Genomic DNA, 25853 nt, shown 5'->3' with positions numbered 1-25853 from the left:
GTGTGCAGTCGATACGGCGCGTCAGATGTCGAGCGCCAGCTCGGGGGTCCGCGCCCGGGAGACGCAGATCATCATGGTGGAACCGGTCGCCTGCTCGGTGTCGCTGAGCAGGGAGTCGCGGTGGTCGGGGGTGCCGGCGAGCACCTTGGTCTCGCACGTACCGCAGATGCCGTCGCGGCAGGAGCTCGAGACCGTGATCCCGGCACCCTCGAGGGCGTCGATGACCGGTACGTCGGCAGGAACCTGCACGACCCGGCCCGATCGGCGGCAGTCGACCGAGATCGGCTGCTCGCCGTCGGGGTCGACCTCGATCTGCTTGGCCTTGAAGCGCTCGACCTGGAGCGTCCCGTCGGGCCAGCCCGCGGCGTGCTCCTCGACAGCGGCCAGCAGCCCCTCGGGTCCGCAGCAGTAGACCAGCGTGCCGGGGTCGGGCGTCGGCAGCGCAGCGGCGAGGTCGAGCCTGCCGTGGGTCTCCTCCGGGATGACCCGCACCCGGTCCCCGTACGCAGCCAGCTCGTCGAGGAACGCCATCGAGTCCTCGCGGCGGCCGCCGTACCACAGCTCCCAGTCGGTGCCCTGCCGCTCGGCCTCGGTGAGCATCCCGAGCAGCGGGGTGATCCCGATGCCGCCGGCGACGAAGACGTAGCGCTTGGCGGGCAGGAAGTCGAAGTTGTTGCGGGGGCCGACCACGCGGAGGCGGTGTCCGGGGCGCAGCCCCTCGTGGACGTACTCCGAGCCGCCGAGGGCGGCCTGCTCGCGCAGCACCGCGACCCGGTAGCCGCCGCGGTCGGCGGGGTCGCCGCACAGCGAGTACTGCCGCACCAGCGACCCCTTCAGGGTCAGGTCGACGTGGGCGCCCGGGCTCCACTCCGGCAGCGGGTCGCCGTCGGGGTGGACGAGCCGCAGCGAGAGTACGCCGTCGGCCTCCAGGGTCATCTGCTTGACCAGGAGCTCCAGCTCCTGCTCCTCGGTGGCGAGACTCATGACGACCTCCTCGTGGTCGGTTCGGGGACCTTGACCGGTGGGGTGAACGGCCGCGGCATCGGGCCGAAGGAGGTCAGATCGACCTCGACGAGCACCGGCCCGCGCCGAGCGACGGCTCGGTCGAGCTCGGTCGCGGCCTCGGCGGCGGCGCCGATGCGCTGGTACGGCAGACCGAGCGCGCCCGCGAGCGCGGCGAAGTCGGGGGTGGTGAGGTCGACGCCGGCGCGGTCGACGCCGCGGGCCTCCTGCATGTTGCGGAGCACGCCGTAGCCGCCGTCGTTGAAGACCAACAGCACCAGCCACGGGCGCTCCTGGGCGAGGGTGAGCAGCTCGCCGAGATGTACGGCCAGGCCGCCGTCACCGGCGATCACCACGGTCGGTTCGTCGGGGCGGCCCATCGCGGCGCCGAGCCCCATGCCGAGGCCCTGGCCGATGCCGCCGCCGCGCGGGAAGACGTTGTCGCGGGGGTCGTAGACCTCGAAGAGCCGGTTGCCCCACGACGAGGACGCGATCGTGACGTCGCGGGCGAGCACCGATCGGCGCGGCAGCGCGGAGCGCAGCGCGTCGGCGAGCACGGCGTGGTCGCCGAGCCCCTCCCGCTGGGTGGCGCGTACGTCCTCGCGGGCCCGGGTCACCCGGTCCCGCCACTCCCCCGCGACCCGCTCGCGCCCGCGCCCGCGCACCGCCGCGGTGAGCGCGGGCAGCACATCACGGGCGTCGGCGGCCACGCCGGCGGCGACCGGGAAGACCCGCCCCAGGGCGGCCGGGTCGAGGTCGACCTGGACGTGCACCGCGGGCAGGACGAGGTCGTAGTCGCGGGTCTCGTTGGACCGGAAGTGGGTGCCGATGCTGAGCAGCAGGTCGGCCTCGGCGAGCAGCCCGCCGCCGCCCGGGGTGGCGCCGTAGTTGCCGACCACGAGCGGGTGGTCCTCAGGGACCGCGCCGCGGCCGGAGTTGGAGGTCAGCAGGCCGGCGCCCCAGGTCTCGACCAGCTCGGTGAGCAGGTCGCCGGCCTCGGCGACGCCGCCACCGGCCCAGATCAGCGGGCGCTCGGCGGCGACGACCAGGTCGACCAGCTCCTCGAGACCAGCGGGAGCACCAGGACCCGGCTCAGCCGACGCGTCCTCGACCAGGGTGACGACCTCGCGCTGCGGCAGGTACTGCAGGTCGATGGGCCACTCGACGCTCACCGGGCCACCGGCCCGGCCGGGAGCGCCGAGGGCCCGGTCGACGGCGGCGCGCAGGATGCCGGCCGACTCCTCGAGCGAGGGCACACAGACCGCGTCGAGCGAGATCGCCTCGAGCATGCCGAGCTGGTCCTTGGTCTCGTGGATGAAGCCGCGGCCGGAGCCGAGGTAGGCCGACTCGACCTGGCCGGTCACGTGCAGCACGGAGGTGGCCGAGCTCAGCGACTCGATCAGCGAGCCGGCCGCGTTGCCCGCGCCGGTGCCGGTGCTGGTCAGGGCGCAGCCGAGGCCGCCGGTCGCCCGGGCGTAGCCGTCGGCCGCGTTGACGGCGCTCGCCTCGTGGCGTACCGGCACGAACCGCAGCTCGCGCGAGACCGCCTCGACGAGCGGCAGGTTGTGCACGGAGATGACGCCGAAGACGGTGTCGACGCCCACCTCGCGGAGCACCGCGACGAGCAGGTCGCCGCCGTCGGCGTAGGTCACCACATCGGGTGCGGGGGCGGTGGTCAGGTTGGTCATCTCGGTCTCCTCAGGCCACGTAGCGGGCAACGCCGCCACACACGTCGAGCGCAGCGCCGGTGACGTACGAGGCGCGCGGGGACAGCAGGGTCACGACCATCGCGGCGACCTCCTCGGCCCGGCCGAACCGGCCGAGCGAGATGCCGCGGTCGGCGGCGAGGTCGCGTTCGAACGCCTCGTAGGAGGCGGCGGTCTCGTCGACCTCGAAGCGCCGCCGCCACTGGCCGGTGTCGATCAGCCCGAGGCAGACGCTGTTGACCCGGATGTCGGGTGCGTACTCGGAGGCCATCGACTTGGTCAGGTTGAGCAGCCCGGCGCGCGCGGCCGAGGTGGTGACCAGGCGCGGCTCGGGCTGGCGGGCGAGCACCGCGTTGATCGTCACGATCGCGGCGGCGTCGGAGGCCCGCAGGTGCGGAAGCGCGGCCTCGGTGACGTTCAGGACACCGCCGAACTTGAGGTCGAGCTCGTCGCGGAAGTCCGCGACGGTCGCCTTGTCCAGCCCGAGCATCCGGGACTGGCCGGCGTTGTTGACCAGCCCGTCGATCCCGCCGAACCGGGCCACCCCGGCCTCGACGAGCGCGTTCACCTGGTCGGCGTCGCGTACGTCGCAGCTGATCGCGAGCACCCGGTCGGCGGGCGCACCGAGGTCGGCGAGCGCCTTCTCGAGCACGTCGAGCCGGCGGGCACAGGTGATGACGTTCGCGCCCTCCTCGAGGAGGGCGGCGACGGTCGCGAGGCCGACGCCGGAGCTGCCGCCCGTGACGAGCACGGTGCGATCGGCGAGATGGAGGTCCATGGTCTGGGGGTCCTGTCAGTGGAAGACGAAGCCGCCGTCGACGACGAGCTGCTGTCCGGTGATGTAGGCGGCCTCGGGGCCGAGCAGGAAGGCCGCGGCTCCGACGACGTCGGCGGGCTCCTGGTCCCGGGTCAGCGCCCGGTTGTCGCGGTAGAGCTGGTGGCGGTGCTCGGGGATCTGCCGCGCCGCCTCGGTGGTCGTCAGGCCGGCCGCCAGGGTGTTGACGGTGATCCCGTAGGGACCGAGGTCGCGCGCCATCGCCCGGGTCAGCGCCGCGAGACCGCCCTTGGAGGCGATGTAGTGGGCGAGGTTCGCCGAGCCGTAGAGCGCCGAGTCCGAGCCGATGTTGAGCACCCGGCCGCCGCCGGCCTCGATCATCCCGGGGACGACCTCGCGGCTGACCAGCCACGGACCGCGCAGGTTGACCGCCATCAGCGAGTCCCACTCGGCGGGGTCGATCTCGTGGACCGGCTTGCCGCCGACCCCGTCGGCGCGGGCGGCGTTGTTGACCAGGCCGTGAACCGGCCCGGTCTCCTTCACCATCGCCCGCACCGACGCCTGGTCGGTGACGTCGACCGGGACGGTCGAGACGTCGTGGCCCTCCTCGCGGAGGGTGGCTCCGGCGGTCTCCAGCCAGTCCTCGCGAATGTCCGCGAGCCACACCCGGGCACCGGCCTGGGCCAGGCGCCGGGAGATCGCCAGCCCGAGGCCGCGGCCCGCGCCCGTGACCAGAACCGGTGCACCGTCGAGACTCATGGGTCAGTCCCGGGTGACGCCGTGCATCGCGGAGGTCTCCGGGTACGTCGGGACCTGCGGCTTCTGGGCGCCGATGATCACGCAGAAGAGCGCGTCGGTGTCGCCGTTGTTCTTCAGGCTCCGCGGCACGCCGGCAGGCACCACGATCATGTCGCGGTAGCCGAGGGTGCGCTTGACGACCTGACCGTCGCGGTGCACGCCGACCTCGACCTCGCCCTCGAGGACGAAGAAGGCCTCCTCGGCGTCGTGGTGGGTGTGCTCGGGGCCCTCGCCGCCCGGGGGCAGCAGCATGTTGGAGAAGGTGAAGCCCTGGGACTTGATGGTGCGGTTGTCGTTCTCGTGGTTTCCGGTCGCGCCGGAGCCGACGTAGCGGACCTGGGCGCGCTTGAACTGGTCGCCCGCCTTGGCCTGGAAGCCGAGCGTGTCCCAGTCCTCGTGCCGCGAGGCGCGGGTCAGGATGATGGAGTCGGTGAACTCCTCCAGGCTCTCGGCCGTCTCGTACGTGAGGGGCTGCTGGGTGATCGACATGGGGTGGTTCCTTTCGGTGCGGTGTTCGTTATCGGGTTTCGGGAGTGGCGTCAGCCGTAGAGGCGCTCGACGATCCCGACGAAGGAGGAGAGCCAGGCGTTGAACGCCTCGGGCGACTCCTGGTTGGCAAGATGGCCGGCCCCGCGCAAGGTCACCAGGACCGCGTCGGGGATGCCGCCGGCCAGTGCCTGCGACTCGGTGATCCCGGTGACCTGGTCCTGGTCCCCGCAGAGCACGAGCGTCGGGGTGTCGATGGCGGCCAGCTCGGGCGTGAGGTCGGTGGTCGCCATCGACTCGGCGGCGAGGCCGTAGCCGGGAAGCCGGATCGAGTCCCGCATCGTGGCGACGACCCGGTCGACGAGCTCGTCCGGTGCGGCGGCGCTCACCAGCCGGGGGCCGCGACCACCGGCGAAGGCCGCGCTCCCGGCGGCATCCAGCTCGGCGGCCCGCGTACGCATCGCCGCGGCCTTCTCCGGCGACGTGCCGGAGCCGCGGCTCGCGTCGGCGAGCACGAGGCTGCGGACCAGCTGCGGGTGACGGGAGGCCAGCCGGACCGCGATGACCCCGCCCCAGGAGACACCCAGGACGTGGACCGGGCCGGCTGCTGCGTACTCCTCGATGACGGCGGCCGCCGCGTCGGCGAACCCGTCGAGGTCGAGAGAGGTGTCGGGGTCGGCGGAGCGGGCGTAACCGGGTGCGTCCCAGGCCAGCAGCCGGAACTCGCCGGCGAGCGCGGCGATCTGGGGCGCGAACGAGGCCGAGCTCGAGCCGATGCCGTGCAGGCACAGGATGGTCGGACCGCTGCCGGTGTCCTCGACGTGGACCCCGGTGGCACGGAGCGTGGTGGTGGTCATCGCGGCCTCAGATGATGCTGACCGCGCCGACCGGCCGGCCGACGAGCATGGACAGGGACCGGACCACGGCGCGCGAGACCACACCGCTGGTACGCGGGTTGGCGGCCGAGGGGTGGTTGCGGATCTCGAAGCGGTAGCTGCCGGCGTCCGCGTCCGCCTCGATGACATGGCTGGTCAGCGAGGCGGCCGGGTCGGCGATGAGGCGGACCTCGACCAGCTCCAGGTCGCCCACGGCCAGCCCGACGGTCGCCGCGACGTTGAGCGAGCGCGGGAAGTAGAGCGCGGCCTCCGCGGCCGAGCCCTGGAAGATGGTCGTCGGCTCGGTGGTGGCGCGGACCCGCGCCTGGGTCTCGTCGTCCATCCACGGCTGCAGCAGGGTCGCGGGCAGCTTGGTGGTGGTCACCGACGCCCGGTGCACCGCACCGTGGCTCGCGGCGCTGACCAGCAGGTCGATGCCGCCGATGGCGCCGGAGGTGATGAACATCCGTCCCGGGCCGGCCGCCCTGAGGGCCGCCACCAGCTCCTGGTCGGCCAGTGCCCCCGCCGAGGTGATCAGCAGGTCACGACCGGCGTCGAGGATCTCGGCCCCGTGCCGGGAGACGACCGCCTGACCGGCACACTCGACGATCACGTCGCTGCTCTCGATCGCCTTCGCGAGCCGGATCTGCGGCACCGGACACTCGCCGACCGGGGTGTCGTTGACGACACCCACGACCTCGACGTCCTCGACGGCGCCGCCGACCAGGGCCTCGATCACGGGCCGGCCGATGGCTCCCGCGCCGATGATGCTGACCTTCGTCATCGGGCCACCTCCACCAGGTCACGAGCCGTCGCCGGGGCGTAGGACGCGGCCAGGTCAGGACGGTCGGCGAAGACGCCCGCGTCCTCGATGCCGGCCATGTGGCTGCGTACGTCCTTGGACGGCGGGCCTGCGGTCCCCCACAGGTCGGACAGCTCGGGGACCCGGCGCCACACCTTGCACAGCCACTGGTCCTCGACGACCTGGGCGACGTCGGAGGTGTATTCGCACACGAGCCCGGCAGGGTCGGCGAAGTAGGAGAAGGTGTTGTTGCCCGGACCGTGGCGGCCGGGACCCCACAGCGGGGTGACGCCCTGCTGCTTGAGCGAGCCGATGCCTCGCATGAAGTGGTCCATGCTCGGCATCTCGTAGGCGACGTGGTTGACCGAGGTCCACGCGGCCTGGTTGAAGGCGATGCTGTGGTGGTCGGTGTTGCAGCGCAGGAACGCCATCTGGTGCTCGGACCAGTCCGAGACCCGCATCCCGAGGACGTCGGTGTAGAACGCCACCGCGCGGTCGATGTCGACCGTGTTGAGCACGACATGCGTCACCCCGATCGGAACGGGACGGTCCCGGTCGAGCGGCTTCACCGCGTGGACGTCGGCGACGAGCTCGATCACCCGGCCCTCGGGGTCGGCGAAGCGGATCCCGTAGCCGCCGCCCGCCTGGTCCAGGGCACCCGGCTCGGCGAGCATCGGGATCCCACGGAGGGCGAGCCGGCGAGCGGCCTCGTCGACCTCGGCCGGCGTACGCACCGCGAACGAGATGGCGCCGAGACCGTTGCGCGCCGCGCGGGTCAGCTGGAGGACGTGGTGGTTCTCCCCGGTGCCGCGCAGCCAGGTGTCGTCGTGGTCCTGCTCGACGACCGAGAGGCCCCAGACCTCGGAGTAGAAGTCCGTCGACTCGGCGAGCGTCGGCACCTGCAGCTGGACGCTGCGCAGTGAGTGCAGTGTGGCGATCGACATCTCGACTCCTTTCTCTTAGTGGTTAATATTTAAGCGCTTAGGCTTTTTCGTGTCAAGAGGAAACCGTGGCCCAGGTCACCTTGTGCTCAGCCGGCCCAGGGGTGCGGCGCCTCGTCGAGCCCCCAGTAGAGGCTCTTCTGGCGCGTGTACTCCGCGATGCCGCGACGGCCCTTCTCGGTGCCGAGGCCGCTCTCCTTCATCCCGCTGAACGGGGTGGAGATGCTGAACTGCTTGTAGGTGTTGATCCACACCGTGCCGGCGTCGATCCGGCGAGCCACCCGCCAAGCCGTCCGGTAGTCACGGGTCCACAGGCCGCACGCCAGCCCGTAGACCGAGTCGTTGGCCCGCGCGACCAGGTCGTCCTCGTCGTCGTAGGTGAGCACCGAGAGCACCGGCCCGAAGATCTCCTCCTGGCAGGTCGGCGAGGAGTTGTCCAGGCCTGCGATGACGGTCGGCAGGTAGTAGGCACCCGCTGCGTACGCCTCCCCCTCGGGCACCCCGCCACCGACCAGCACCTCCCCGCCGGCCGCGCGAGCCCGGTCGACGTGGCTGGCGACGCTGTCGCGATGCCGGTGATGGACCAGCGGCGCCACCTGGGTGAGCGGGTCGAGCCCATGGCCGATGCGCAGGCGCGCGACGGCCTTGACCAGGCGCTCGAGGAACTCCTCGGCGCGGGCAGCGGGGAGGAAGAGCCGCGACCCGGCGATGCAGCTCTGCCCCGAGCTGGAGTAGATGCCGAACAGGATCCCCGCGATCGCGGCCTCGACATCGGCGTCCTCGAAGACGATCGTCGGGGACTTGCCGCCCAGCTCGAGCGTGACCGGCATCAGCTTCTCGGCCGCGGCGTGGGCGATGAGACGGCCGGTCGTGGTGCCACCGGTGAAGGAGACCTTGCCGACGCCGGGATGGCACACGATGGCGTCGCCGACGACCGCCCCCCGGCCGGGCAGCACCGAGACCAAGCCGGGCGGAAGCCCCGACTCGGTGATGATGCGGCCCAGGGCGAGCGAGACCAGCGGGGTCCATTCGGCCGGCTTGAGCACGACGGCGTTGCCGGCGGCGAGCGCGGGTGCGATCTTCTGGGCATCGCTGGCGATCGGCGAGTTCCACGGGGTGATCGCGCCGACCACCCCGATCGGCTCATGGACGCTCATCGTGAGCGAGCTGCCCCGAGGAGCGGTCAGCTCCTCGTCGAAGGTCTCCAGCGCGGCCGCCATATAGCGGAACGTGCCGGCCGCGCTGGCGACCAGCGCCGAGGTCTCGGTCAGCGTCTTGCCGGTGTCACGGGTCTGCAGCCGGGCGAGCCGCTCGGCCGAGCCCTCGATCCCGTCGGCGATCCGGTGCAGGTGGCGCGCCCGTTCGTGCGGGATCCGCCTGCCCCACGCTGCGGCGGCCTCGGCCCCGCGGGAGACAGCCTCGTCGACATCGTCGGTCGAGGCGTGGTGCACGGTGGTGATCACGCAGCCGTCGGCGGGGTCGATGCTCTCCGAACCCGCTCCGCCGCCGCGGCGCCACTCCCCCGCGACCAGGATCTCGTCAGCCGGGACGACCAGGTCCGTCAGGTCCGGAGCGCTCACTGGGAGATCTCCTCCAACGTACGCTCGCGGGTCTCGACCGCGAACACGGCCGTGGTGAGCGCGCCGACGACGGCGACCGCACCCATGACGACGAAGACGTCGGCGATCGAGAACCCGCGGCCGATGAGGCCACCGACCACGAGCGGGCCGACGATGATGCCGAGCCTGCCGAACGCCCCGCCGACGCTGACGCCCAGCGCCCGCATCCGGGTCGGGTAGAGCTCGGCGGTGTAGACGTAGAGCGCGAGGTTCACCGCGAAGATGAACATCGCGGAGAGCGCCGACCAGATCAGGACGGTGCCCGCGCTGGTCGCGCCGGTCGAGGCGAGCACGAACAGGGTCGCGGCACTGCCGAGCATCGCGACCGCGATCGCCGCCCGGCGCCCGACGACGTCGATGGTCAGCGCGATGACGATGCAGCCGATGATGCCCGCGACGCTGGTGGCGACGCTGTAGCGCAGGGCGGTGTCGACGTCGAGGTGGAAGACCCGGCCATAGATGGTCGGCAGCCAGGCGGCGATGCCGTAGTTGACGAAGTACGCCGTGAGCCAGGCCGTCGCCAGCATCAGCGTGCGCCGCAGGTAGACACCCTGGAACAGCTCCGAGAGACGGGCCCGGCCCTGGCGGACCGCCTGCGTCGCACCGGTCGCGGGCTCGGGCAGCTCACCCTTCTGAGCGGCGACCTCCGCCTCGATCCGGCGCGTCGCCTGGTCGGCCTCCTCCAGGCGGCCGCGCGCGGCGAGCCAGCGGGGCGACTCCGGGACGCGCCGCATGAACGGCACCAGGATCAGCGGGATGGCGCCGAGCGCGAACAGCCAGCGCCAGCCGAAGGTGGGAACGACCCAGGCCGCCACCAGCGCCGAGGCCACCAGCCCGGCCGGGAAGATCAGCTCGTAGATCAGGACGAAGCGACCGCGGCGGTGGGCGCGGGTGATCTCACCGATGTACGTCGCCGCGACCGGGACCTCCGCGCCGAGCCCGAAGCCCTGGACGAACCTGAGCACCAGGAAGATCCACAGCGTGGAGGTGCCCGCCATGAGCAGGCTCATGACGGCGTACAGCACCAGCGAGCCGATGAGGACCGGCACCCGGCCGACCCGGTCGGCCAGCCAGCCACCAGCCAGCGCGCCGAGCAGCATCCCGATGCCGCCGATGGCGATCGTCCAGGCGATCAGGCCGGGGTTCAGGCCGAAGAACGGGATGAGCACCGGCAGCGCGTAGGCGATCATCAGCTGGTCGAAACCGTCGAAGAACGTGGCCACGCCGACGAGCACGCGGGTCTTGACGTGCCAGCGCGAGAGCGGCAGCCGCTCGAGCCGGGCACTGATCTGCTCGGCCGTGACGGCCGGCGGCACCGGGGTGATGTTGACCATGTGAGGGGTACTTTCGGTTCGCAGCACTCTACAGACGAAGAATCCCTAAGTGCTTAATCGTTAAGTGCTTAGAGTGTGCGCTGCGTCACGAACGGCCGTCAACCCCTCGTGCGTTAACTTCCTGTCTCATCACGCCCGACCCGGCTCGTACACTGCGACCATGACCGACACCGGATCCAGCGCCGACCAGCCCTCGGGCAGCGACGACGCGGTCGACGCGATCGTCTCCCAGTGGGCTCACGAGCGCCCCGACCTCGACCCCTCTCCGATCGCGCTGTTCGGACGGGTGCACCGGATCTACCTGCGCTACCAGTCGGTCCTGACCCAGGTCTTCGGCCGCCACGACCTCAACTCGGCCTCGTTCGACGTCCTTGCCGCGCTGCGCCGCGCGGGCGCGCCCTACCGCAAGACCGGCCGCGATCTCGCGAACGGCTCGCTGCTCTCCTCGGCAGGCGTGACCTTCCGGCTCGACCGCCTCGAGGCTGCCGGACTCATCACCCGCCAGCGTGACGCCGACGACCGCCGCGTCGTCTACTCCCAGCTCACCGACGAGGGCCTCGAGGTGATCAACCGCGCGATCGAGGACCACCTGCGCGCGGAGGACGCACTGCTCCACCACCTCACCAGAGCGGAGCGCGACGAGCTCGCCCGGCTGCTCAGCAAGCTCGAGCGCTCCATCGTGGAGGCCGACTTCGACACCGACGGCGAGGTCGCCTCCTGAGACGTCCCCGGTGAGGACGTACGCCCGACGGTCAGGATTCCGTCGGCGATGACGGCGTCGCGTCCGGGCCGACGAGGTCGAAGAGTCGCTCGATCTCCTCAGCGGTCGGCTTGGGAAGACCGGACCGGCCGTGGGCGAAGCCGATGCCCGCGTAGACCAGCAGGCCGGCCAGGACACGGGCCTCGGCAGGGTCGCCGCGAAGCTCGAGCAGGGCGCCCTCGACGAGGGAGAAGACGAACCGGTCGCCATCGGCGATCACCTCGGCGACGGTGGGCTCGGTGCGGGCCCAGTCGCGCAGCGCACGCTCGACGCCCCAGTTGGAGTCGTCGAGGAGGCGCATGGTCATCGCCCTGAGTCGTTCGCGCGGTGGTAGCAGGTCGAGCTCGGCCAGCTGCTCGAGGACCTCCCGGGTCTGCGCCGACCAGTGCTCGGCCATCGCCGCATGCAGGGCGGCCAGGTCGGCGAAGTGCCAGTAGAAGCTGCCTCGCGTGACGCCCGCGTGACGACAGACGGCATTGATGTCGACGGCGCCGATGCCTTCGGCCACCAGCACGTCGAGAGCGGCCGCGGCCCAGTCGTCGGCCGTGAGCCGGGATCCGCGGGAGCGTCGCACCTGGGTCGCCATCGCCCCATCCTCCTCGGTCGGTCAAACAGAACCATACACAGATGTACGGTTCTCGGTTAGGGTGACGGGCAGCACGAGCGATCAGGAGATCCCATGAGCACCGACGTGCACACCCCGCCACCCCCGTCCGGAGCCCCGGGCGAGGTCTGCCCGACGCGGTTCCAGTACTGGAACCGCAAGGACCTCCCCCACTGGCAGCGCCGGCGCAACGTGTTCCGGAGGCTGACCGGGCACGACCTCTTCCCCACCGACGAGCAGGCCCGGCTGCTGTGCGAGGACCAGTTCGCCGGCGACCCGCTGGCTGAACGGTTCGTCGCCGAGGTCTTCTTCGGCGGGACGTACGGGCATGGCGAGGGCCGCGCGATGCTCGACCAGGCGCTCGACCACGGCATCGAGTCCGTGCCCGACGCTCCGGAGTCGATGAAGGCGCTCTTCGCCGACCTGGAGACCGTGCCGGACTGGGTCGATCGCGACCTCGTCGAGCAGGGGGCGGCCGTCTGGACCCGCTGGGGCACGATGCTGTTCAGCGTCGCCGGCGCGATCACGCTGGAGATCTACACCGAGGGCGCCGTGGCGATGCCGCTGTCCCTGGCGGGCGGGTACGCCGGGGACACCGCGCTGCGCCGCTTCCTCGAGACCGTGAAGTTCTGGATCGACGTCTCCGAGCCGGGCCAGCTGTTCGAGAGGAACTCCCAGGCACGCAAGACCGCGATGCTGGTGCGAGTCATGCACGTCGCGGTCCGCAAGCGGGTGGGCGACCACCCCGAGTGGGACCACGAGGCGTGGGGCCTGCCGATCAGCCAGACCTACGAGCAGATGACCCAGATCGGCGGCGCCGTCGCGCCCGCCCTGGCTCTGTGGCTCACCGGCGTCCAGACGACGCCGAAGGAGATGCGGGCGCTGATCCACTTCAACCGCTACATGGGCCACCTGCTCGGAGTGCAGCCGCGGTGGGCACCGAACACCATCATCGAGCAGCTGCAGGTGCTGTTCATGAGCACCGCCGCCCGCAGCTACGACGCCGGCCCCGCCGGCAAGGAGCTGATCGAGTCGTTCCCGGCGGCCTTCGCACCGAGGCCGGGGCAGCACGGGCTCAAGCGGCTGCGGGCGGCGTACAACTACCGGATCTACTCGGCCTACTGCGCCCTGTGGATGGCTCCGGAGACCCGCAGGATGTACGACGTGCCGCCGGCGTTCCCGTGGCTGCTGATCATCCTCGTGCGGTTCCCGCTGGTGACGGTCGTCGAGCTGCTGCGTCGACTGCCCGGCCTGCGTCAGCTGCACGCGAGGGTGATGAACCGCCATCGCCGCAGCTGGTACGCGGCTCAGATGGAGGGCCGGCAGGCCGAGTTCGACGCGACCAGTGCGCTGCGGCGCTGACCCCAGGAGAGAGCAACGTGGCGATCACCATCACCGAGGGCTGGAGCGGCCCCGGCAGCAAGGACGGCAAGCTGACCGTCGTCGAGCCGCGCGACAACGCGCTGCACCCCGCCGACTCGAAGTGGGCCTTCGAGCACTGGTACTTCGACGCCCGCCTCGACACCGGTCACACCGTCGTCGTCTTCCTGCAGAAGCGCCGGCCCGAGGAGCCGCCGGGCAGCAAGCCGGTCGTGGAGGTCGTCGTCTACCACCCCGACGGCACCCGCAGGCAGGTCATCAAGCACTACCCGCACATGGCCTTCGAGGCCTCCGCCGAGCAGTGCCGGGCACGCGTCGGCCACAACATCGCCGAGCTGGTCGGCACCGAGCCGCTGCCCGTGCACCGGGTCAGGGTCGCCGAGGACGGCATCGAGTTCGACCTCACCTTCACCAACCGGACACCGTCGTGGATGCCCGGCCAGGGCTGGACGAAGTACGGCGACAGCGACTTCTTCGGCTGGGTGGTCCCCGGCCCGCGGGCCGTCGTGAGCGGCACCGTCGTCCTCGACGGCGAGACCATCGAGGCCCACGGCATCGGCTACCACGACCACAACTGGGGCGTCGGCAACATGCCCCGGATCATCGACCGCTGGCACTGGGGCCGTCTCTACACCGAGGACCTCTCCCTCGTCTACGCCATGGTGAGGACGCAGAAGCGGTTCGACCACCACGAGTCGAAGCCGCTCATGCTGGCTCTCGGCGACACGATCGTGCTGAGCACCGGCGAGGTCACCGTGACCGAGGGTCCGCTCGAGCACCATCGCGACGCCCATCGCGGCTACCCCACCTGGCTCCGCCTGGAGACCGCGGCCTCGGCCGACGGGGTCAGCGAGGCATCCGTCGACCTGCGGCTCGACGTACGCGAGGTCATCCACGGCCACGATCTGCTCGACGACGTCCCGGTCGTCGGCACCAGGGTCGGCGGCGCGCTGCTCAAGCCGATCGTCCGTCGACTGGTCGGCGAGCCCGGCTACTTCCGCTTCCTCTCCGACTTCGAGCTCACCGTGACGATCGGCGGCGACACCCGGGTCGAGCGCGGCCGCACGCTCCACGAGCTGGTCGCGCTGCACTAGTTTTCTAACCCACATTCAATTCTGACGCTACACTCGGAGTACGCCGAATCGGGACGGAAGGCAGGCCCGCATGAGCATCGCCGAACAACCCACCGAGACCAACGAGAACGATGCGTACGGACTGGCCGATCTCATCGCCGAGCAGGCGTTGATGCTCGGAGCCGGATCGACCGTGTTCTTCCAGCTCGCCGAGAAGGGGGTCGGGCTCGGCGTCGCCGAGCACAGCACCACACTGCAACGGCCCGCCGACCGGCTGCGGACGACGATGACGTACGTCTATGTCATGATCCTCGGCTCCGAGGAGGAGCGCCGGGCGATCTCGAAGATGGTGAACAGGGCCCACCGCACGGTCCGCTCCCCCGGCCGCTACACCGCCTTCGACCCCGAGCTGCAGCTGTGGGTCGCCGCGACGCTGGCGCACAACGGGATCTTCATCCACGAGCGGATCTGGGGTCCGCCGAGCCGGGAGGTGCGGCTACGGCTCTACCGCGACGCGCAGATCTTCGGCAACGCCCTGCAGGTGCGCCCCGAGCAGTGGCCCGAGACGCTCGAGGAGTTCGACGCCTACTGGGAACAGAAGATCGCCGAGCTGGAGCCCGACCCCGCCGTCCAGGACTTCTGCCACCGGCTGATCACCCAGGGCGCACCGGTCTGGCTGCGCTGGATGACGCCGCTCCAGGCCCTGCTCGACCGCGGCAACCTGGACCCGCACACCCGCGAGATCCTCGGTTTCGAGTGGACGGCGAAGGACCAGCGGCGCTACGACCTGTTCTGGAGGGCGTTCCCGCCGATCTACCGGCGGATGCCCCGCCGGCTGCGCCAGTTCCCCGCCCGCTTGACGCTGTGGGACATGCGCCGCCGGATGCGCACCGGGGCGCGGGTGATCTAGAGCTCCTCGAGCATCGCGACCAGGGCCGCGCCGAGCTGCCTGCGCGCCTGCTCCGGCGAGATCGTCCTGTGCTCGACGATCTCGCGAGCCATCGCCTTCACCGCACCGCCGAAGGCGCGCACGGTCGCGTGCGCCACCGCGCGCTCGGCCTCGGTGCCGGCGAAGCCGATCACGTCCAGCACCCGGTCCGCGGCCCGGTTGTCGGCTTCGTCGAGGATCTCGCGGACGTCTGCGTCGGCACCGCCGGCTCCGGCGTACCTGAGCCAGACGACGCCGTAGGTGTCGATGACGTTCACCAGCCAGCCGACGGCGGCATCGACCCGTTCGGCGATGGTGCCCGAGACCGGGCCGATCTCCTCCGGCGGCGGCAGGAAGAGCATCGTGCGCACGGCCTCGAGGTAGAGGTCGCGTTTGGTGCCGAAGTAGTGGTTGAGCAGCCCACGCGCCACGCCCGCCTGCGCGGCGATCTCCGTGGTCGAGACCGCCGCGTAGGGACGCTCACCGAAGAGCCGGACCGCGCACGCCAGGATCTGGTCGCGCCGCTCGTCCGGATCCAAACGACGCCACCGTGGTGCGACAGCGGTGGTCATGTCCGCCATCGTAGGAGATCGCTAGAAGGGGCGGATGTCGGCAACCTTCCAGGTCTCGCCGCTGCGGCGCAGCTCCACGACGACACGGCTCTGCGCGACGACCATCGGCGCCTCGTTCTCGGTCTGCTTGCTGGCCACCAGCACCTGGTCGACGAAGACCAGCGTGGTCACCTTGCTCTCGCCCGCGCTGAGGACACCACCGCCACGGACGACCGCCCTGGTCACCGCCTGCTTGTCCTTCGCGAGCTTGCCGACGGTCTCGTCGTAGGTCCCCGCGAACTCCTCGGCGAAGGCCGGCGTCATCTGGGCGGTCGCCTTCGCGCGGCTCTGGTCGAGGGTGCGGTAGTCGTAGGTCAGCGCCGCGGGCAGGGCCTCGACGGCCACCTCGAGGGCGTCCTGCGCAGTCGGCACCGTGCCGGCCCGGTAGCCGTCCTTCGAGGTCACCGGGCGAACCGGGTCGTCCACGGGTGCGCCGAGCAGCTGCCAGGCGAGCAGGCCCGCGGCGACGAGGACCAGGGCGGCCAGCGCGGCGTGGAGGCGGTTGGCGCCGAGCGTGGACCGCAGCGATCCGAGGTCGAGGCGGCGGGCCTCCTCGACCGTCCGGTCCGAGGTCTCTTCCGGGGTCTCCTCAGGAGTCTCCTCAGGCGTCTCCTCAGGGGTTTCCGGAGCAGGCTCCTGCGTGGTCTCGCTCATCCGATCTGCTCCAGTCCCGACACCTTCCAGGCGCCATCGTCCTGCTTCGTCAGCCGCACCCGGGTGCGGTAGCGCGAGTCGCTCGACTCGCTCTTCGAGGTCGAGTGCACGTCGACGGCGACGAGCACCTGGGCCGAGGTCCGCGACAGATACTCCAGCGCGGCGCCGTCACCGGGCACCGTCGCCTTCACGACCATCTTGTTCGTGGTGACGCTCTCGACGATGGCGGAGCGCTTGGCGGCGTACTCCTTCTTGAACGTGCCCGTCGAGAGCGCCACGACCGCGTCGACGTCCTTGCCGGGGTCGGCGTGGTTCAGGCTGAAGAACCCGGTCACGGCCTGCTGGGCGACCACGCGTGCGGCCCTGCCGTCCTCGTCGGTCGTGGCGCGGATCCTGACCACGACGTTGGCGGCGACCAGCAGCACCAGCGCGAGCGCCAGCACCCCGGTCACGATCTTTCGCGTGCTCATCGTTCTCCTCTCATGGCGCCGGTCAGAAGCCAACCGAGCCGGTCGCCCGCCGCGGACGGCGGCGCGGACGTGTCCATCCGCACCGTCCCGTCAGGGGTCGCGACGGTGTGGGTGGTGGGGTCGTAGAGCGCGATCTGCGGCGCCGAGGAACCCTGGGTGGAGTGCTGTCGTTCGACCCGTGGCGTCCCCGGGACCTCGACGTTCTGGGACCCGCGTACGTCGGGAGCGACCGGATCGGTCGGGTCGACCGTGCACCGTGCCTCGAGATTGGGATCGGCATCCTTCTCCTGCGGCGGCCCGTCGCCCTCGAGCGGGGTGCCGTCGGGCAGGTAGCGGGTGGTGCCCTCGTAGCCCTCGGTGCACGGGAAGTAGGACTGGCCGCCGCGCCGGCCGGGGACCTCGGGGAGCTGCAGACCCACGTAGGCCGAGTAGAGCGGTCGGCCGTGCTGGTCGTAGTGGCACGAGCTCTTCACCGGCTCGGCCGTCTTCGGGTCGATCTCGTCGCAGTAGCGGAACACGGCCGAGACCGACTCCTGGATCCACGGCAGCATGACCAGAAGCTTGCGGACCGACGGCAGCCGCGCATCGAGCATCTCCACCGTGTGGAGCGTGTCGTCGAGGAGCAACGCGATGGCCGAGGAGTTGGCGGAGAGCAGGCCGTTGAGCTCGGTGCCGGCGCGTACGCCCTGGGTGAAGACCTCGCCGATCTCCGGATCGATCGCCTCGAGCTGGGAGAGCAGCCCGGCGATCTGCTCGAGGAACATGCTCGTGGTCGGCGCCAGGTCGGCCTGGGTGTCGAGGACGGTGCGGGCGTTGTCGATCAGCGAGTTGATCTCCTCGACGTTGTCGAGGGCGACCTTGGAGATCTCGGCGGAGTCGTCCAGGATCTGCTCGGTGGCCGGTCCCGAACCGCCCGAGAGGCCGGTCGAGAGCTCGTCGAGCACCGTGCCGAGGTCGCCGGGATCGACCGAGCTCATCAGCGCGTCGACGTGCTCGAGCAGCGTCGCGGTGTCGACCGGTGTCTGGGTCGCCGCCACCGGGATCACGTCACCGGCCCGGAGATGGGGGGCGCCGGCACGGGTGGGGGTCAGCTCGACGTACTGCTCCCCGATCGCCGATTTCACCCGGATCCGGGCCTCGACCGCTCGGGGGATCTGCACGCCCTCCTCGACCGCCATGACCACGGTGGTCCCGGTGCCTGGGCCGGGCCTGAGCTCGGTGACCTCGCCGACCTTGGCGCCGAGCAGCTCGACGTTGGCCCGCGGGTAGACACCACCCGAGCCGGCGAACTCCGCCGAGACCTCGTAGGGCGGGGAGACGAGGTGGCCCGCGTCGAGATAGCGCACCGCTCCGTAGCCGATCGCCAGCACGGAGACCAGCACGAAGGCGGTCAGCTGGACCCGGGTCACGCGCCTCATGGGGTGCCTCCGCCCAGCATGCCGCCGAGGATGCCCCCGAGATCCATGGGCGGCGCGGAGCCGAGCAGGTCGCCCAGCGGGAGCTCGGCCAGCGGGTCCGGGCCCTCCTTCTGCTGCGTCGAGGCGGCACCGTCCGCGGCGTCCTTCGCCGTCTCGGCCGCCAGCGAGCCGGCCTGGGGCATCAGCAGCTGGTTGAGGAGGTCGACGTCGACCACGATGTTGGCGAGCGCGCCGCCGTAGTCGCCCTTCATCACCGCCATCGTGTTGGTAGGGAAGGGGAACGTGCTCAGCCGCTCGATCATCATCGCCAGGTCGTTTCCGCTGCTGGCCAGCGACTCCATGACCGGTACGAGCCTCTCCAGGTCGGCGACCGTGGCCCGCTTGCTCCGGTCGATCACGGTGGTCGCCCGCTCGGAGAGGTCCTGCACGGCGACCAGGGTGCTGACCACCTGGGGGCGCTCCTGCTCCAGCACCCGCAGCCCGGCGGGGACCGAGTCGATCGCGGCCGCGATCGCCCTGCGCTGCTCGGCCAGCCGGGCCGCGAACCGGTCGAGCGAGTCCAGCGTCCTCACCAGGGTGGCGCGGTTGGTGTCCATCGTGGCGACGAACCGCTCGAGCGCCTTGAGCGTCGCCGGGACATCGGTGCCGGTGAGCACCGCGTTCAGCTCGTCGACGATCGAGGCGACCTTGCCGAGGTTGCCTCCGTTGAGCACCTGGGAGAGGGCGCTGAGCACCACCTCGACGTTCGGGCTGATGTGGGTGGCGGCCTCCTCGATGGTGGCGCCGGCGGCGAGCACACCACGCTCCTCCTCGCCCGCGGGCGGCTCGAGGGCGACGTACCTCTCCCCCAGCAGGCTGGTCTCGGCCAGCGTCGGGGAGAGGTTGGCGGACAGCTTCACCGACCTTCGCACCCGGCACACCACGTGTGCGCGCAGGTCCTTGCCCAGGGTGACCGACTCGACCGACCCGACGATCGCGTCGTTCATCCGGCAGGTCTCGTTGGGCACCAGGTTGTTGGCGTCGGCGAAGACCACCGTCACCGGATAGGTGTCGTCGCCGTGGACCGCACCGGGCAGCGGCAGATCCTGTACGCCGGTGAAGGAGCATCCGCTCATCGCGACCGACCCTGCGGCGAGCGCGATGGCGAGCCGTCTCATTCGACGCCTCCCGTCAACAGACCCGGCAGGGTGGTGGTCCTGGCGCCGGAGAGCTGCAGGATCCCGTCGGGTGATGCGTGCACGAGCATGTCGAGCACCTTTCCGATGTCCCCGCCCGCGGAGCGCAACGCGCCGCAGATCCCCGCGAGCTGCACCTTCAGGTCGGCAGGGAACTCGGCGCAGATCGTGTCGAAGACCGTGGCCAGGGTGACGTCGAGGCTGTCGAGGAGGTTGGCCCGCAGCACCAGCGACCCGGCCCGCGCGGCCGGGTCGAGCTTGGTGACGTCCTCGATCTTCGAGTTGATCGGGACGAACGACTCGATCAGGTTCGACAGCCCCGCGGGGGTCAGGCTGAGCACCTCGCCGACCTCGGCGCTGTGGTCGTCGACCTGGTCCACGACCGCGGTCAGGTCGGCGATGGTCCGGTCGAGGTTGCCACGGTTGCCGTGCACGAAGTCGGCGAGCGCCCGCGGCGCCAGCCGCAGCTGGACGACGGCCGCCTTGATGTCGCCGCGCTGGCCGTTGAGCTGCACACCGATGGTGGCCAGCGCGGTGACGACCGCCCGGATCTCCTCGTCGCTGCCGGCCAGGGTCTTGGTGGTGGTGTCCAGGTTGGTCACGGTCGCGGACGCGTCGTCGCTGCTGGTCGCGAGCGTGTCGAGCGCGGCGGCCAGCTCGGTCACCGTCTCGCGGTAGAGCTCACCGTTGCCGTCGAGCGCTTCCGCGGAGGAGGCGAGCAGGTCCGAGAGCGCACCGTCCCGGTTGGCCCCGTCCGGCCCGAGCCCGACCGCGAGCTCGTCCAGTCCCTCGAAGGTGTCGTCGAGCTCGAGCGGCACCCCGGAGCGTTCGACGCCGAGCCGGGAGTCGTCGGGCAGCACCGGCCCGTCGAGGTAGGCCGGCGCCAGCTGCACGAACCGGTCGCCGACCAGCGAGGGCGGCACGATCATCGCGTGCACGTCCTTCGGCAGGAGTACGTCCCGGTCGTAGGTCATCGTGACCGCGACCTCGGTGCCATCGACCTCGATCCGGGTGACCCTGCCGACCTTGACGCCGAGGACCTTGACCGCGGCGCCCTCGTAGAGGCTGGTGGTGCGGCTGAACATCACCGTCAGGCGACGTTCCCGCTCGTGCAGGTCGAGCACCGTGGCGCCGGCCGCGACGAGCAGGATCGCCACCACCAGCGCCATCCAGATCCTGAAGGTTCTCATCGGCTCACCTCTTCACCGCGGGTCCGGCCGGCAGGCACGGCTGGCCGGACTGGTTGAGGGCCTCGTTGACCCCGCTCAGCAGCCCGCCGACCAGGTCGCCCAGGTCGCCGGCGTCGGGCTGCAGGCACACCGCGGCGCCCTGGGGCAGCCCGACGGTCGCGTCCAGCCAGCGCCCGGTGCCGGCAACGCCCATGAAGGAGCGGGCGTAGGCGAGGCTGTTCTCGAAGATCGCGTCGAGCTGCTCGCGGTTGGCCCGCAGCACCTGGAGCACCGCGTCCAGCTTGGCCAGGGTGGGCTCGAGCAGCTTCTCGTTCTCGGTGATCACCGCGCGCGCCTGGGTGGCCAGCAGCTTGGTGCCGGCGATGAGCTGGTCGAGCACCTCACGACGCTCCTCGAGCATCTGCAGGACCTGCGCGGAGCTGGCCAGCAGCTCCTGGAGATCCTGGTCGCGGGCGGCGACCACGCCGGAGACGGTCCTGGTGTTCTCGAAGAGCTCGCGGATCTTCTCGTCGCGCGAGCTGATCGCCTGGGAGATGTCGGTCAGCGACCTCAGCGTCGGCTCCAGCTGGGGCGCGGCCCGGTCGAGCACCGTGGCCAGCGCCGCGAAGGCCTCGGCCATCTTGGCCGAGTCGAGCTCGGCCGTCTTCCTCCCGAGCTCGTCGAGCGTGGGGACGATGTCGACCGGGGTCGAGGTGCGCGCCAGCGGGATGGTGCCGCCGTCCTGCAGCGGCTCTCCGTGGGTGCGCAGGCTGACGTAGTGCTGGCCGAGCAGGGTCTTGATCTCGATCCGGGCCGTGCTCTGCTCGCCCACCTCGATGTCGGCGACCTCGAAGCCGACCAGCACCTTGCCTCTGCCGAGGCTGATGTCGGTGATCGTGCCGACCTTCACCCCGGCCACCCGGACGTCCTCGCCCTCGACGAGTCCGGAGGCGTCGGCGAACTCCGCGGTGTAGGTCGTGGTGCCACCGCTGACCAGCGGCAGCCGCTGCCAGTTCATGACCGTGACGAAGGCGAGCGCGATGGCGAGCGTGCCGAGCAGGGCGAAGCGTACGAGGTCCTTGTCCGAGCGTGTCCGGTTCACAGCTCACCCCCACCGCAGACCGTGTCGCGTTCGTTGGCCGAGACCGACGGGCTGCTCAGGTTGATCACTTGCCCGTCCAGCAGCGTGATCTGCAGGCCGATCTGGCAGGCGAAGAAGTTGAACCAGGAGCCGTGCGAGGCCGCCCGGTTGGCCGCGCGCAGCTTGATCGGCGCGCGATCGAGCGACTTGTCGAGGATGTCGCGGTCGTCGTTGAGCTGGGCAGCCAGGTCGCTGAGCGGGACGAGGTTGTCGTGCAGCGGGCTGCGTACGTCACGCAGCAGCGCCCCGCCCGTGGTCAGCAGCTCCGCGGTGTCGGTGAGCGAGGCGCTGATCGTGTCCTTGTCGGCGGCCAGGCCGGCCATCAGCTGCTTGAACTCCACGATCAGCGCGGTCAGGTTGGCGTCGCGCTCGCCGACCGTGGTGAGCACGGTGTTGAGGTTGTCGATGACCCGGTCGATGGCCTGCTGGCGGTCGGCGATCGTGCTGGTCAGCGACTCCAGGTGGGTCATCAGCGAGGTGATCCGCCCGGCCTCGCCCTGGAAGGCGCGCACCAGCTCCAGGCTCAGCTGGTTGACCTTCTCCGGGTCGATCGCGCGGAACAGCGGCTGGAAGCCGTTGAACAGGTCGGTCAGGTTGAGCGCCGGGGTGGTGTGATCGACCCCGTAGGTGCCCTCGGGCGGCATCATGACGCCGGAGCCGGGCTCGGCGGCGATCGAGAGATAGCGCTGGCCGAGCAGGTTCTCGTAGCGGAGCTGGAGCCGCGCCGCGGCGTACATCGGGATCTCCTCGTCCACCTCGAAGATCACCCTCGCCAGGTCGTCCCCATCGAGCTCGACGCCCTGCACCGAGCCGACGTCGACACCTGCGAAACGCACCCGGTCCCCCTGCTGTACGCCGGTGGCGTCGGTGAACAGCCCGGCATAGGTGTGGGTGGTGCGGAAGCTGATGTTGCCGATCGTCACCGCGAGCAGGCCCAGCAGGACCGCGCACACCGCGGCGAAGCCGAGCAGCTTGACCGCGGAGGCCGGCAGCGGGCTCCTCCTCATGGCAGGTCCACCTCTCCGTCGGAGACCAAGGGGGTCAGCAGCATCCCGGCGTAGCCGGGCACCTCGTCCTGAGGCGTGCTGGTCAGCGAGGCGGCCATCGCCCGGGCCAGCGCCTCACGCGCCCGGGCGACCGCCGCGTCGGTCATCGCGGCGCTCTCGCGCTCGCCGGCCGGCGCGGTCTGGCCGCTCCCCGCCTCGTCGGTCCCGCGAGCCTCGTCCAGGTCGAGCACGACGCCGGGGAGCAGCTGGGAGTAGGGACCGTGGTTCCGCATCGCCAGCACCGCGTCGGTGAACTCCGGGCAGTGCGGCTCCCAGCCCGGGTAGATCGCGGGCAGCCTGCTGTCGTGAGCGGTCGACGACGGGTTGGTCGGAAGGTCGTCGGGGTAGGTGTAGGGCGCCTGGTCGGTGAGCATGTCGATGGTCAGGCTGACGTAGGGGCCACGCGAGCCCATCACCTCGTTGGCCAGGGTGTCGACGATCCGCGTGCCGGTGATCGTGCACCCGAGCACCGAGGAGTACTCCTCCAGCAGCTCGGTCACCGGCTCGAGGCGCCCGCTCACCTTCACCAGCGTGTCCCCGCTGGTGTCGAGAAGGTCCGAGGTCTGCTTTGAGACGCCCGTGACCTGGTCGAGCATCTGGTCGAAGGTGCGCTGTCTCGGCACGAGCAGGTCCTGGCTCAGGCCGGCGGCCGAGGTGAGGATCGTGCCGAGATCGTCGGCCCCCTCGGCGTAGACGTCGGCGGTGCGACCGAGCGAGCGCAGGTCCGCCACCAGCGTGGGCAGGTGGGGGTCGACCTGCTCCAGGAACTCGCGGGTCCGGTCGAGCGTGGCCGCGATCTGGCCGCCGCGGCCGTGGAGCACCTCGGCGATCACCGACAGCACCGTCGACAGCTTCGCCGGGTCGACCGCCGCCAGGATGGGCTCCAGCCGGCTGAACAGGTCGCTGACCTCGACCGCGACCTGGGAGACACGCAGCTCCTGGCCCGACCTCAGCCGGCTCGGACCGGGGTCGGGCGAACCGACCAGGTCGACGAACTTGTCGCCGAAGAGGGTCTTCGGCACCACCCGCGGGGACACGCTCGCCGGGATGAGGGCGAGCTTGTCCTTCTCGATGGCCAGGTCGACACGTACGCCGTCGGGGCGGGGGTGCACCGCCGAGACCTGACCGACGAGGACGCCTTGGAACTTCACGTCCGACTGCGGGTTCAGCCCGAGCCCGGCCCGAGCCGCGACCAGGGTGACCTCCGCGGTGCGCTGCCAGGGCATCGCCTTGCGGTAGATGCCGACGCACAGCGTGACCAGCAGCGCCAGGACGAGGCAGTAGACCACCCCGTACGCCGCTCGGCGACCGATCCGCGACATCACCTCACCCCGCGATCCGGACGGTGGTGGTCGACCCCCACAGCGCCAGGCTGAGGAAGAAGTCGGTCACCACGATCATCACCAGCGAGAGCCGCACCGCGCGCCCGACCGCGACCCCGACCCCGGCGGGGCCGCCGGTCGCGTTGAAGCCGTAGTAGCAGCAGATCAGCGTCATGACGAGCGTGAAGACGATGACCTTGCCGAAGGAGTAGAGGATGTCGATCGGCGGCAGGAACAGGTCGAAGTAGTGGTCGTAGGTGCCGACGGTGAGCTCGTAGTAGTGCACCGAGACGGCCTGGGTGGCCGCGTACGTCCCCATCAACCCGATCAGGTACAGCGGGATCACGGCGAGCAGCGCGGCGACGATCCGGGTGCTGACCAGGTAGCGGACCGAGTGGATCGCCATCACCTCGATGGCGTCGATCTCCTCGCTGATCCGCATCGCGCCCAGCTGCGCGGTGAACCCGGCGCCGACCGTGGCGACCAGGGCGTTCGCGGCGACGAGAGGGGCCACCTCGCGGGTGTTGAAGTAGGCGGAGAGGAAGCCGACGTACGGCTGGATCCCGACCTGCTTCAGCCCCTGGTAGCCCACCAGCCCGACGACGCTGCCGACCGCGAGCACCTCGAAGATGATGATGCCGACCGTGCCGGCGACCAGGACGAGCGCGCCGCGGCCGAAGCTCACCTCGGCGAGCTGGCGCAGCACCTCCTTGCGGTGGCGGACCAGGGTCAGCGGTACGCCGGCGAGTGCTCGTCCGAAGAAGACCACCTGGTCCCCCAGGCCAGCGAAGGCCTCGACGCCGGCACTCACAGCTCGTCTGGTGGACGCCATCACATGCCCTTCGGCGGGACGATCTGGTAGTAGAGCAGCGTCATCGCGGCGTTGACGATGAAGAGCAGCACGAACGAGATCACCACCGACTGGTTGACCCCGTCGCCGACGCCCTGCGGCCCGGACTTGGCGTTGATCCCCTGATAGCAGGCGACCGTGCCCGTGATCAGCCCGAAGACGAACGCCTTGAGCTCCCCGATCCACAGGTCGGCGAGCTGGGAGAGGGTGGTGAAGGAGTGGATGTAGGCCCCGGGCGACCCACCCTGCACGAGTACGTTGAACGCGTAGCCGCCGCCGACCCCGACCGTCGTCGCGACCGCGTTGAGGAGCGTGGCCACCACCGCGAGCGCGACCACGCGCGGCACCACCAGACGGCGGATGGTGTTGATGCCCAGCACCTCCATCGCATCGATCTCCTCACGGATCGTGCGCGCACCCAGATCGGCGGCGACCGCCGTGCCCGCGGCGCCGGCCACCACGAGCACCGTGACCACCGGAGCGGCCTGCTGCACGATCCCGAGGACCGCGACCGACCCCGTGAACGACTGCGCCCCGAGCTGGGCGAACAGCGACCCGATGTGAAGCGAGAGAACCGCCCCGAACGGCACGGTGATCACGGCCGTCGGCAGCAGCGAGACGCGCACCGCGAACCAGGCCTGGTCGAAGAACTCCCGCGTCGCGAAGCCGCCGCGGAACAGCTCACGCAGGACGTCCCAGGCGAAGGCGAAGTAGGCACCGACCGGCACCATCACACGCGTGGCGGCAACCGCTGGCTGCAGGCTCACGAGGGCCTCCTGCGTTGGGGACGGTGCTTGTTGGCAAACTGACAACGAGAGAGGTGCACGAAAGTAACGCACGTCACGCCGATCCGTCGAGAGCACTAAGTAAATCGTGATTCACACGCTTGGTCGCTCCTCGGAAACGCGTCAGCC

The 25853-nt window shown here is 70.8% G+C and carries 26 protein-coding genes; 4 read left to right on the top strand and 22 right to left on the bottom strand.

Features of this window, described 5'->3' with window-relative positions:
* Positions 1 to 21 precede the first annotated feature (21 nt).
* From ACFV9G_RS01055 to ACFV9G_RS01010, 10 genes are all read right to left on the bottom strand, one after another.
* Positions 22 to 984, bottom strand: a complete 963-nt coding sequence (locus ACFV9G_RS01055; RefSeq protein WP_378724052.1) for a PDR/VanB family oxidoreductase — start codon at positions 982 to 984, stop codon at positions 22 to 24.
* Complete coding sequence (locus ACFV9G_RS01050) at positions 981 to 2690, bottom strand: thiamine pyrophosphate-binding protein (protein ID WP_378724049.1); 1710 nt, start codon at positions 2688 to 2690, stop codon at positions 981 to 983. The genes ACFV9G_RS01055 and ACFV9G_RS01050 overlap by 4 nt, the downstream gene beginning before the upstream one ends.
* Before the next feature lie 10 nt (positions 2691 to 2700).
* Positions 2701 to 3486 carry an SDR family oxidoreductase gene (locus ACFV9G_RS01045; protein WP_378724047.1) on the bottom strand — a complete coding sequence of 262 codons (786 nt, stop codon included), beginning with the start codon at positions 3484 to 3486 and terminating at the stop codon, positions 2701 to 2703.
* A 15-nt stretch (positions 3487 to 3501) separates the two neighbouring features.
* The gene (locus tag ACFV9G_RS01040) at positions 3502 to 4242 is read right to left on the bottom strand and encodes a 3-oxoacyl-ACP reductase family protein (RefSeq protein ID WP_378724045.1); all 741 of its coding nucleotides are present in this window, start codon (positions 4240 to 4242) and stop codon (positions 3502 to 3504) included.
* 3 nt (positions 4243 to 4245) lie between these two features.
* Positions 4246 to 4770, bottom strand: a complete 525-nt coding sequence (locus ACFV9G_RS01035; RefSeq protein WP_091047114.1) for a cupin domain-containing protein — start codon at positions 4768 to 4770, stop codon at positions 4246 to 4248.
* Positions 4771 to 4820: 50 nt separating this feature from the next.
* Positions 4821 to 5624, bottom strand: coding sequence for an alpha/beta fold hydrolase (locus ACFV9G_RS01030; protein ID WP_378724042.1), 804 nt, complete (start codon positions 5622 to 5624; stop codon positions 4821 to 4823).
* 7 nt (positions 5625 to 5631) lie between these two features.
* Entirely contained in the window at positions 5632 to 6426 is a 795-nt protein-coding gene (locus ACFV9G_RS01025; protein ID WP_378724039.1) for an aspartate dehydrogenase domain-containing protein, read from the bottom strand.
* On the bottom strand, positions 6423 to 7388 hold the full coding sequence (locus ACFV9G_RS01020) for a VOC family protein (RefSeq protein ID WP_378724037.1): 966 nt from the start codon (positions 7386 to 7388) through the stop codon (positions 6423 to 6425). The genes ACFV9G_RS01025 and ACFV9G_RS01020 overlap by 4 nt, the downstream gene beginning before the upstream one ends.
* Positions 7389 to 7474: 86 nt before the next feature.
* Complete coding sequence (locus tag ACFV9G_RS01015; RefSeq protein ID WP_378724034.1) at positions 7475 to 8965, bottom strand: aldehyde dehydrogenase; 1491 nt, start codon at positions 8963 to 8965, stop codon at positions 7475 to 7477.
* Positions 8962 to 10338, bottom strand: coding sequence for an MFS transporter (locus ACFV9G_RS01010; RefSeq protein ID WP_378724031.1), 1377 nt, complete (start codon positions 10336 to 10338; stop codon positions 8962 to 8964). Before ACFV9G_RS01010 ends, ACFV9G_RS01015 begins: the two co-directional genes overlap by 4 nt.
* A 160-nt stretch (positions 10339 to 10498) precedes the next feature.
* On the opposite strand from ACFV9G_RS01010, the gene ACFV9G_RS01005 reads away from it, so the two are divergent.
* Positions 10499 to 11059 (top strand): MarR family winged helix-turn-helix transcriptional regulator, encoded by a 561-nt coding sequence (locus ACFV9G_RS01005; RefSeq protein ID WP_378724029.1) that lies wholly within the window; start codon positions 10499 to 10501, stop codon positions 11057 to 11059.
* Positions 11060 to 11090: 31 nt separating this feature from the next.
* On the opposite strand, the gene ACFV9G_RS01000 is transcribed toward ACFV9G_RS01005, so the two are convergent.
* Positions 11091 to 11684 carry a TetR/AcrR family transcriptional regulator gene (locus ACFV9G_RS01000; protein ID WP_378724026.1) on the bottom strand — a complete coding sequence of 198 codons (594 nt, stop codon included), beginning with the start codon at positions 11682 to 11684 and terminating at the stop codon, positions 11091 to 11093.
* Between the two features lie 93 nt (positions 11685 to 11777).
* Between ACFV9G_RS01000 and ACFV9G_RS00995 the strand changes: the two genes are divergently transcribed.
* The 3 genes from ACFV9G_RS00995 (at position 11778) to ACFV9G_RS00985 (ending at position 15065) form a co-directional block, all read left to right on the top strand.
* On the top strand, positions 11778 to 13064 hold the full coding sequence (locus tag ACFV9G_RS00995) for an oxygenase MpaB family protein (protein WP_378724023.1): 1287 nt from the start codon (positions 11778 to 11780) through the stop codon (positions 13062 to 13064).
* 17 nt (positions 13065 to 13081) lie between these two features.
* Positions 13082 to 14176 (top strand): hypothetical protein, encoded by a 1095-nt coding sequence (locus ACFV9G_RS00990; RefSeq protein WP_378724020.1) that lies wholly within the window; start codon positions 13082 to 13084, stop codon positions 14174 to 14176.
* Between the two features lie 70 nt (positions 14177 to 14246).
* Positions 14247 to 15065 (top strand): oxygenase MpaB family protein, encoded by an 819-nt coding sequence (locus ACFV9G_RS00985; protein WP_378724017.1) that lies wholly within the window; start codon positions 14247 to 14249, stop codon positions 15063 to 15065.
* On the opposite strand, the gene ACFV9G_RS00980 is transcribed toward ACFV9G_RS00985, so the two are convergent.
* From ACFV9G_RS00980 to ACFV9G_RS00930, 11 genes are read right to left on the bottom strand one after another with little or no spacing between them, the layout of a single operon-like run.
* A complete protein-coding gene (locus tag ACFV9G_RS00980; protein WP_378724015.1) occupies positions 15062 to 15655 on the bottom strand; it encodes a TetR/AcrR family transcriptional regulator in 594 nt (197 codons plus the stop codon). The genes ACFV9G_RS00985 and ACFV9G_RS00980 overlap by 4 nt on opposite strands.
* Before the next feature lie 21 nt (positions 15656 to 15676).
* Positions 15677 to 16348, bottom strand: a complete 672-nt coding sequence (locus ACFV9G_RS00975) for a hypothetical protein (protein ID WP_378724013.1) — start codon at positions 16346 to 16348, stop codon at positions 15677 to 15679.
* Positions 16345 to 16818 (bottom strand): hypothetical protein, encoded by a 474-nt coding sequence (locus tag ACFV9G_RS00970; RefSeq protein ID WP_378724011.1) that lies wholly within the window; start codon positions 16816 to 16818, stop codon positions 16345 to 16347. The genes ACFV9G_RS00975 and ACFV9G_RS00970 overlap by 4 nt, the downstream gene beginning before the upstream one ends.
* Positions 16815 to 18236: an MCE family protein gene (locus tag ACFV9G_RS00965; RefSeq protein WP_378724009.1), complete on the bottom strand. Its 1422-nt coding sequence runs from the start codon at positions 18234 to 18236 to the stop codon at positions 16815 to 16817. The genes ACFV9G_RS00970 and ACFV9G_RS00965 overlap by 4 nt, the downstream gene beginning before the upstream one ends.
* Entirely contained in the window at positions 18233 to 19393 is a 1161-nt protein-coding gene (locus ACFV9G_RS00960) for an MCE family protein (RefSeq protein WP_378724007.1), read from the bottom strand. The genes ACFV9G_RS00965 and ACFV9G_RS00960 overlap by 4 nt, the downstream gene beginning before the upstream one ends.
* On the bottom strand, positions 19390 to 20601 hold the full coding sequence (locus ACFV9G_RS00955) for an MCE family protein (RefSeq protein ID WP_378724004.1): 1212 nt from the start codon (positions 20599 to 20601) through the stop codon (positions 19390 to 19392). Before ACFV9G_RS00955 ends, ACFV9G_RS00960 begins: the two co-directional genes overlap by 4 nt.
* Positions 20602 to 20605: 4 nt before the next feature.
* Positions 20606 to 21682, bottom strand: a complete 1077-nt coding sequence (locus tag ACFV9G_RS00950; RefSeq protein ID WP_378724003.1) for an MCE family protein — start codon at positions 21680 to 21682, stop codon at positions 20606 to 20608.
* Positions 21679 to 22728: an MCE family protein gene (locus ACFV9G_RS00945; protein ID WP_378724001.1), complete on the bottom strand. Its 1050-nt coding sequence runs from the start codon at positions 22726 to 22728 to the stop codon at positions 21679 to 21681. The genes ACFV9G_RS00950 and ACFV9G_RS00945 overlap by 4 nt, the downstream gene beginning before the upstream one ends.
* Complete coding sequence (locus tag ACFV9G_RS00940) at positions 22725 to 24089, bottom strand: MCE family protein (RefSeq protein WP_378723998.1); 1365 nt, start codon at positions 24087 to 24089, stop codon at positions 22725 to 22727. The genes ACFV9G_RS00945 and ACFV9G_RS00940 overlap by 4 nt, the downstream gene beginning before the upstream one ends.
* A 4-nt stretch (positions 24090 to 24093) precedes the next feature.
* Positions 24094 to 24921, bottom strand: coding sequence for an MlaE family ABC transporter permease (locus ACFV9G_RS00935; protein WP_378723996.1), 828 nt, complete (start codon positions 24919 to 24921; stop codon positions 24094 to 24096).
* Positions 24921 to 25670: an MlaE family ABC transporter permease gene (locus ACFV9G_RS00930; RefSeq protein WP_378724368.1), complete on the bottom strand. Its 750-nt coding sequence runs from the start codon at positions 25668 to 25670 to the stop codon at positions 24921 to 24923. The genes ACFV9G_RS00935 and ACFV9G_RS00930 overlap by 1 nt, the downstream gene beginning before the upstream one ends.
* Positions 25671 to 25853 lie beyond the last annotated feature (183 nt).

The organism is Nocardioides sp. NPDC059952, assembly GCF_042730435.1.
Taxonomy (GTDB): domain Bacteria; phylum Actinomycetota; class Actinomycetes; order Propionibacteriales; family Nocardioidaceae; genus Nocardioides.
This window is presented reverse-complemented; position numbering and strand designations above follow the sequence as displayed.

What these genes read in the sequence shown, in the direction of transcription:
- ACFV9G_RS01055 (WP_378724052.1), bottom strand. Translation starts at nt 984, where the DNA reads ATGAGTCTCGCCACCGAGGAGCAGGAGCTGGAGCTCCTGGTCAAGCAG.
- ACFV9G_RS00995 (WP_378724023.1), top strand. Translation starts at nt 11,778, where the DNA reads ATGAGCACCGACGTGCACACCCCGCCACCCCCGTCCGGAGCCCCGGGC.
- ACFV9G_RS00980 (WP_378724015.1), bottom strand. Translation starts at nt 15,655, where the DNA reads ATGACCACCGCTGTCGCACCACGGTGGCGTCGTTTGGATCCGGACGAG.
- ACFV9G_RS00965 (WP_378724009.1), bottom strand. Translation starts at nt 18,236, where the DNA reads ATGAGGCGCGTGACCCGGGTCCAGCTGACCGCCTTCGTGCTGGTCTCC.
- ACFV9G_RS00955 (WP_378724004.1), bottom strand. Translation starts at nt 20,601, where the DNA reads ATGAGAACCTTCAGGATCTGGATGGCGCTGGTGGTGGCGATCCTGCTC.
- ACFV9G_RS00930 (WP_378724368.1), bottom strand. Translation starts at nt 25,670, where the DNA reads ATGGTGCCGGTCGGTGCCTACTTCGCCTTCGCCTGGGACGTCCTGCGT.
- ACFV9G_RS01040 (WP_378724045.1), bottom strand. Translation starts at nt 4,242, where the DNA reads ATGAGTCTCGACGGTGCACCGGTTCTGGTCACGGGCGCGGGCCGCGGC.
- ACFV9G_RS00940 (WP_378723998.1), bottom strand. Translation starts at nt 24,089, where the DNA reads ATGTCGCGGATCGGTCGCCGAGCGGCGTACGGGGTGGTCTACTGCCTC.
- ACFV9G_RS00975 (WP_378724013.1), bottom strand. Translation starts at nt 16,348, where the DNA reads ATGAGCGAGACCACGCAGGAGCCTGCTCCGGAAACCCCTGAGGAGACG.
- ACFV9G_RS01005 (WP_378724029.1), top strand. Translation starts at nt 10,499, where the DNA reads ATGACCGACACCGGATCCAGCGCCGACCAGCCCTCGGGCAGCGACGAC.
- ACFV9G_RS00960 (WP_378724007.1), bottom strand. Translation starts at nt 19,393, where the DNA reads ATGAGACGGCTCGCCATCGCGCTCGCCGCAGGGTCGGTCGCGATGAGC.
- ACFV9G_RS01000 (WP_378724026.1), bottom strand. Translation starts at nt 11,684, where the DNA reads ATGGCGACCCAGGTGCGACGCTCCCGCGGATCCCGGCTCACGGCCGAC.
- ACFV9G_RS01050 (WP_378724049.1), bottom strand. Translation starts at nt 2,690, where the DNA reads ATGACCAACCTGACCACCGCCCCCGCACCCGATGTGGTGACCTACGCC.
- ACFV9G_RS01045 (WP_378724047.1), bottom strand. Translation starts at nt 3,486, where the DNA reads ATGGACCTCCATCTCGCCGATCGCACCGTGCTCGTCACGGGCGGCAGC.
- ACFV9G_RS01030 (WP_378724042.1), bottom strand. Translation starts at nt 5,624, where the DNA reads ATGACCACCACCACGCTCCGTGCCACCGGGGTCCACGTCGAGGACACC.
- ACFV9G_RS00945 (WP_378724001.1), bottom strand. Translation starts at nt 22,728, where the DNA reads ATGAGGAGGAGCCCGCTGCCGGCCTCCGCGGTCAAGCTGCTCGGCTTC.
- ACFV9G_RS00970 (WP_378724011.1), bottom strand. Translation starts at nt 16,818, where the DNA reads ATGAGCACGCGAAAGATCGTGACCGGGGTGCTGGCGCTCGCGCTGGTG.
- ACFV9G_RS00985 (WP_378724017.1), top strand. Translation starts at nt 14,247, where the DNA reads ATGAGCATCGCCGAACAACCCACCGAGACCAACGAGAACGATGCGTAC.
- ACFV9G_RS01035 (WP_091047114.1), bottom strand. Translation starts at nt 4,770, where the DNA reads ATGTCGATCACCCAGCAGCCCCTCACGTACGAGACGGCCGAGAGCCTG.
- ACFV9G_RS01025 (WP_378724039.1), bottom strand. Translation starts at nt 6,426, where the DNA reads ATGACGAAGGTCAGCATCATCGGCGCGGGAGCCATCGGCCGGCCCGTG.
- ACFV9G_RS01010 (WP_378724031.1), bottom strand. Translation starts at nt 10,338, where the DNA reads ATGGTCAACATCACCCCGGTGCCGCCGGCCGTCACGGCCGAGCAGATC.
- ACFV9G_RS00935 (WP_378723996.1), bottom strand. Translation starts at nt 24,921, where the DNA reads ATGGCGTCCACCAGACGAGCTGTGAGTGCCGGCGTCGAGGCCTTCGCT.
- ACFV9G_RS01020 (WP_378724037.1), bottom strand. Translation starts at nt 7,388, where the DNA reads ATGTCGATCGCCACACTGCACTCACTGCGCAGCGTCCAGCTGCAGGTG.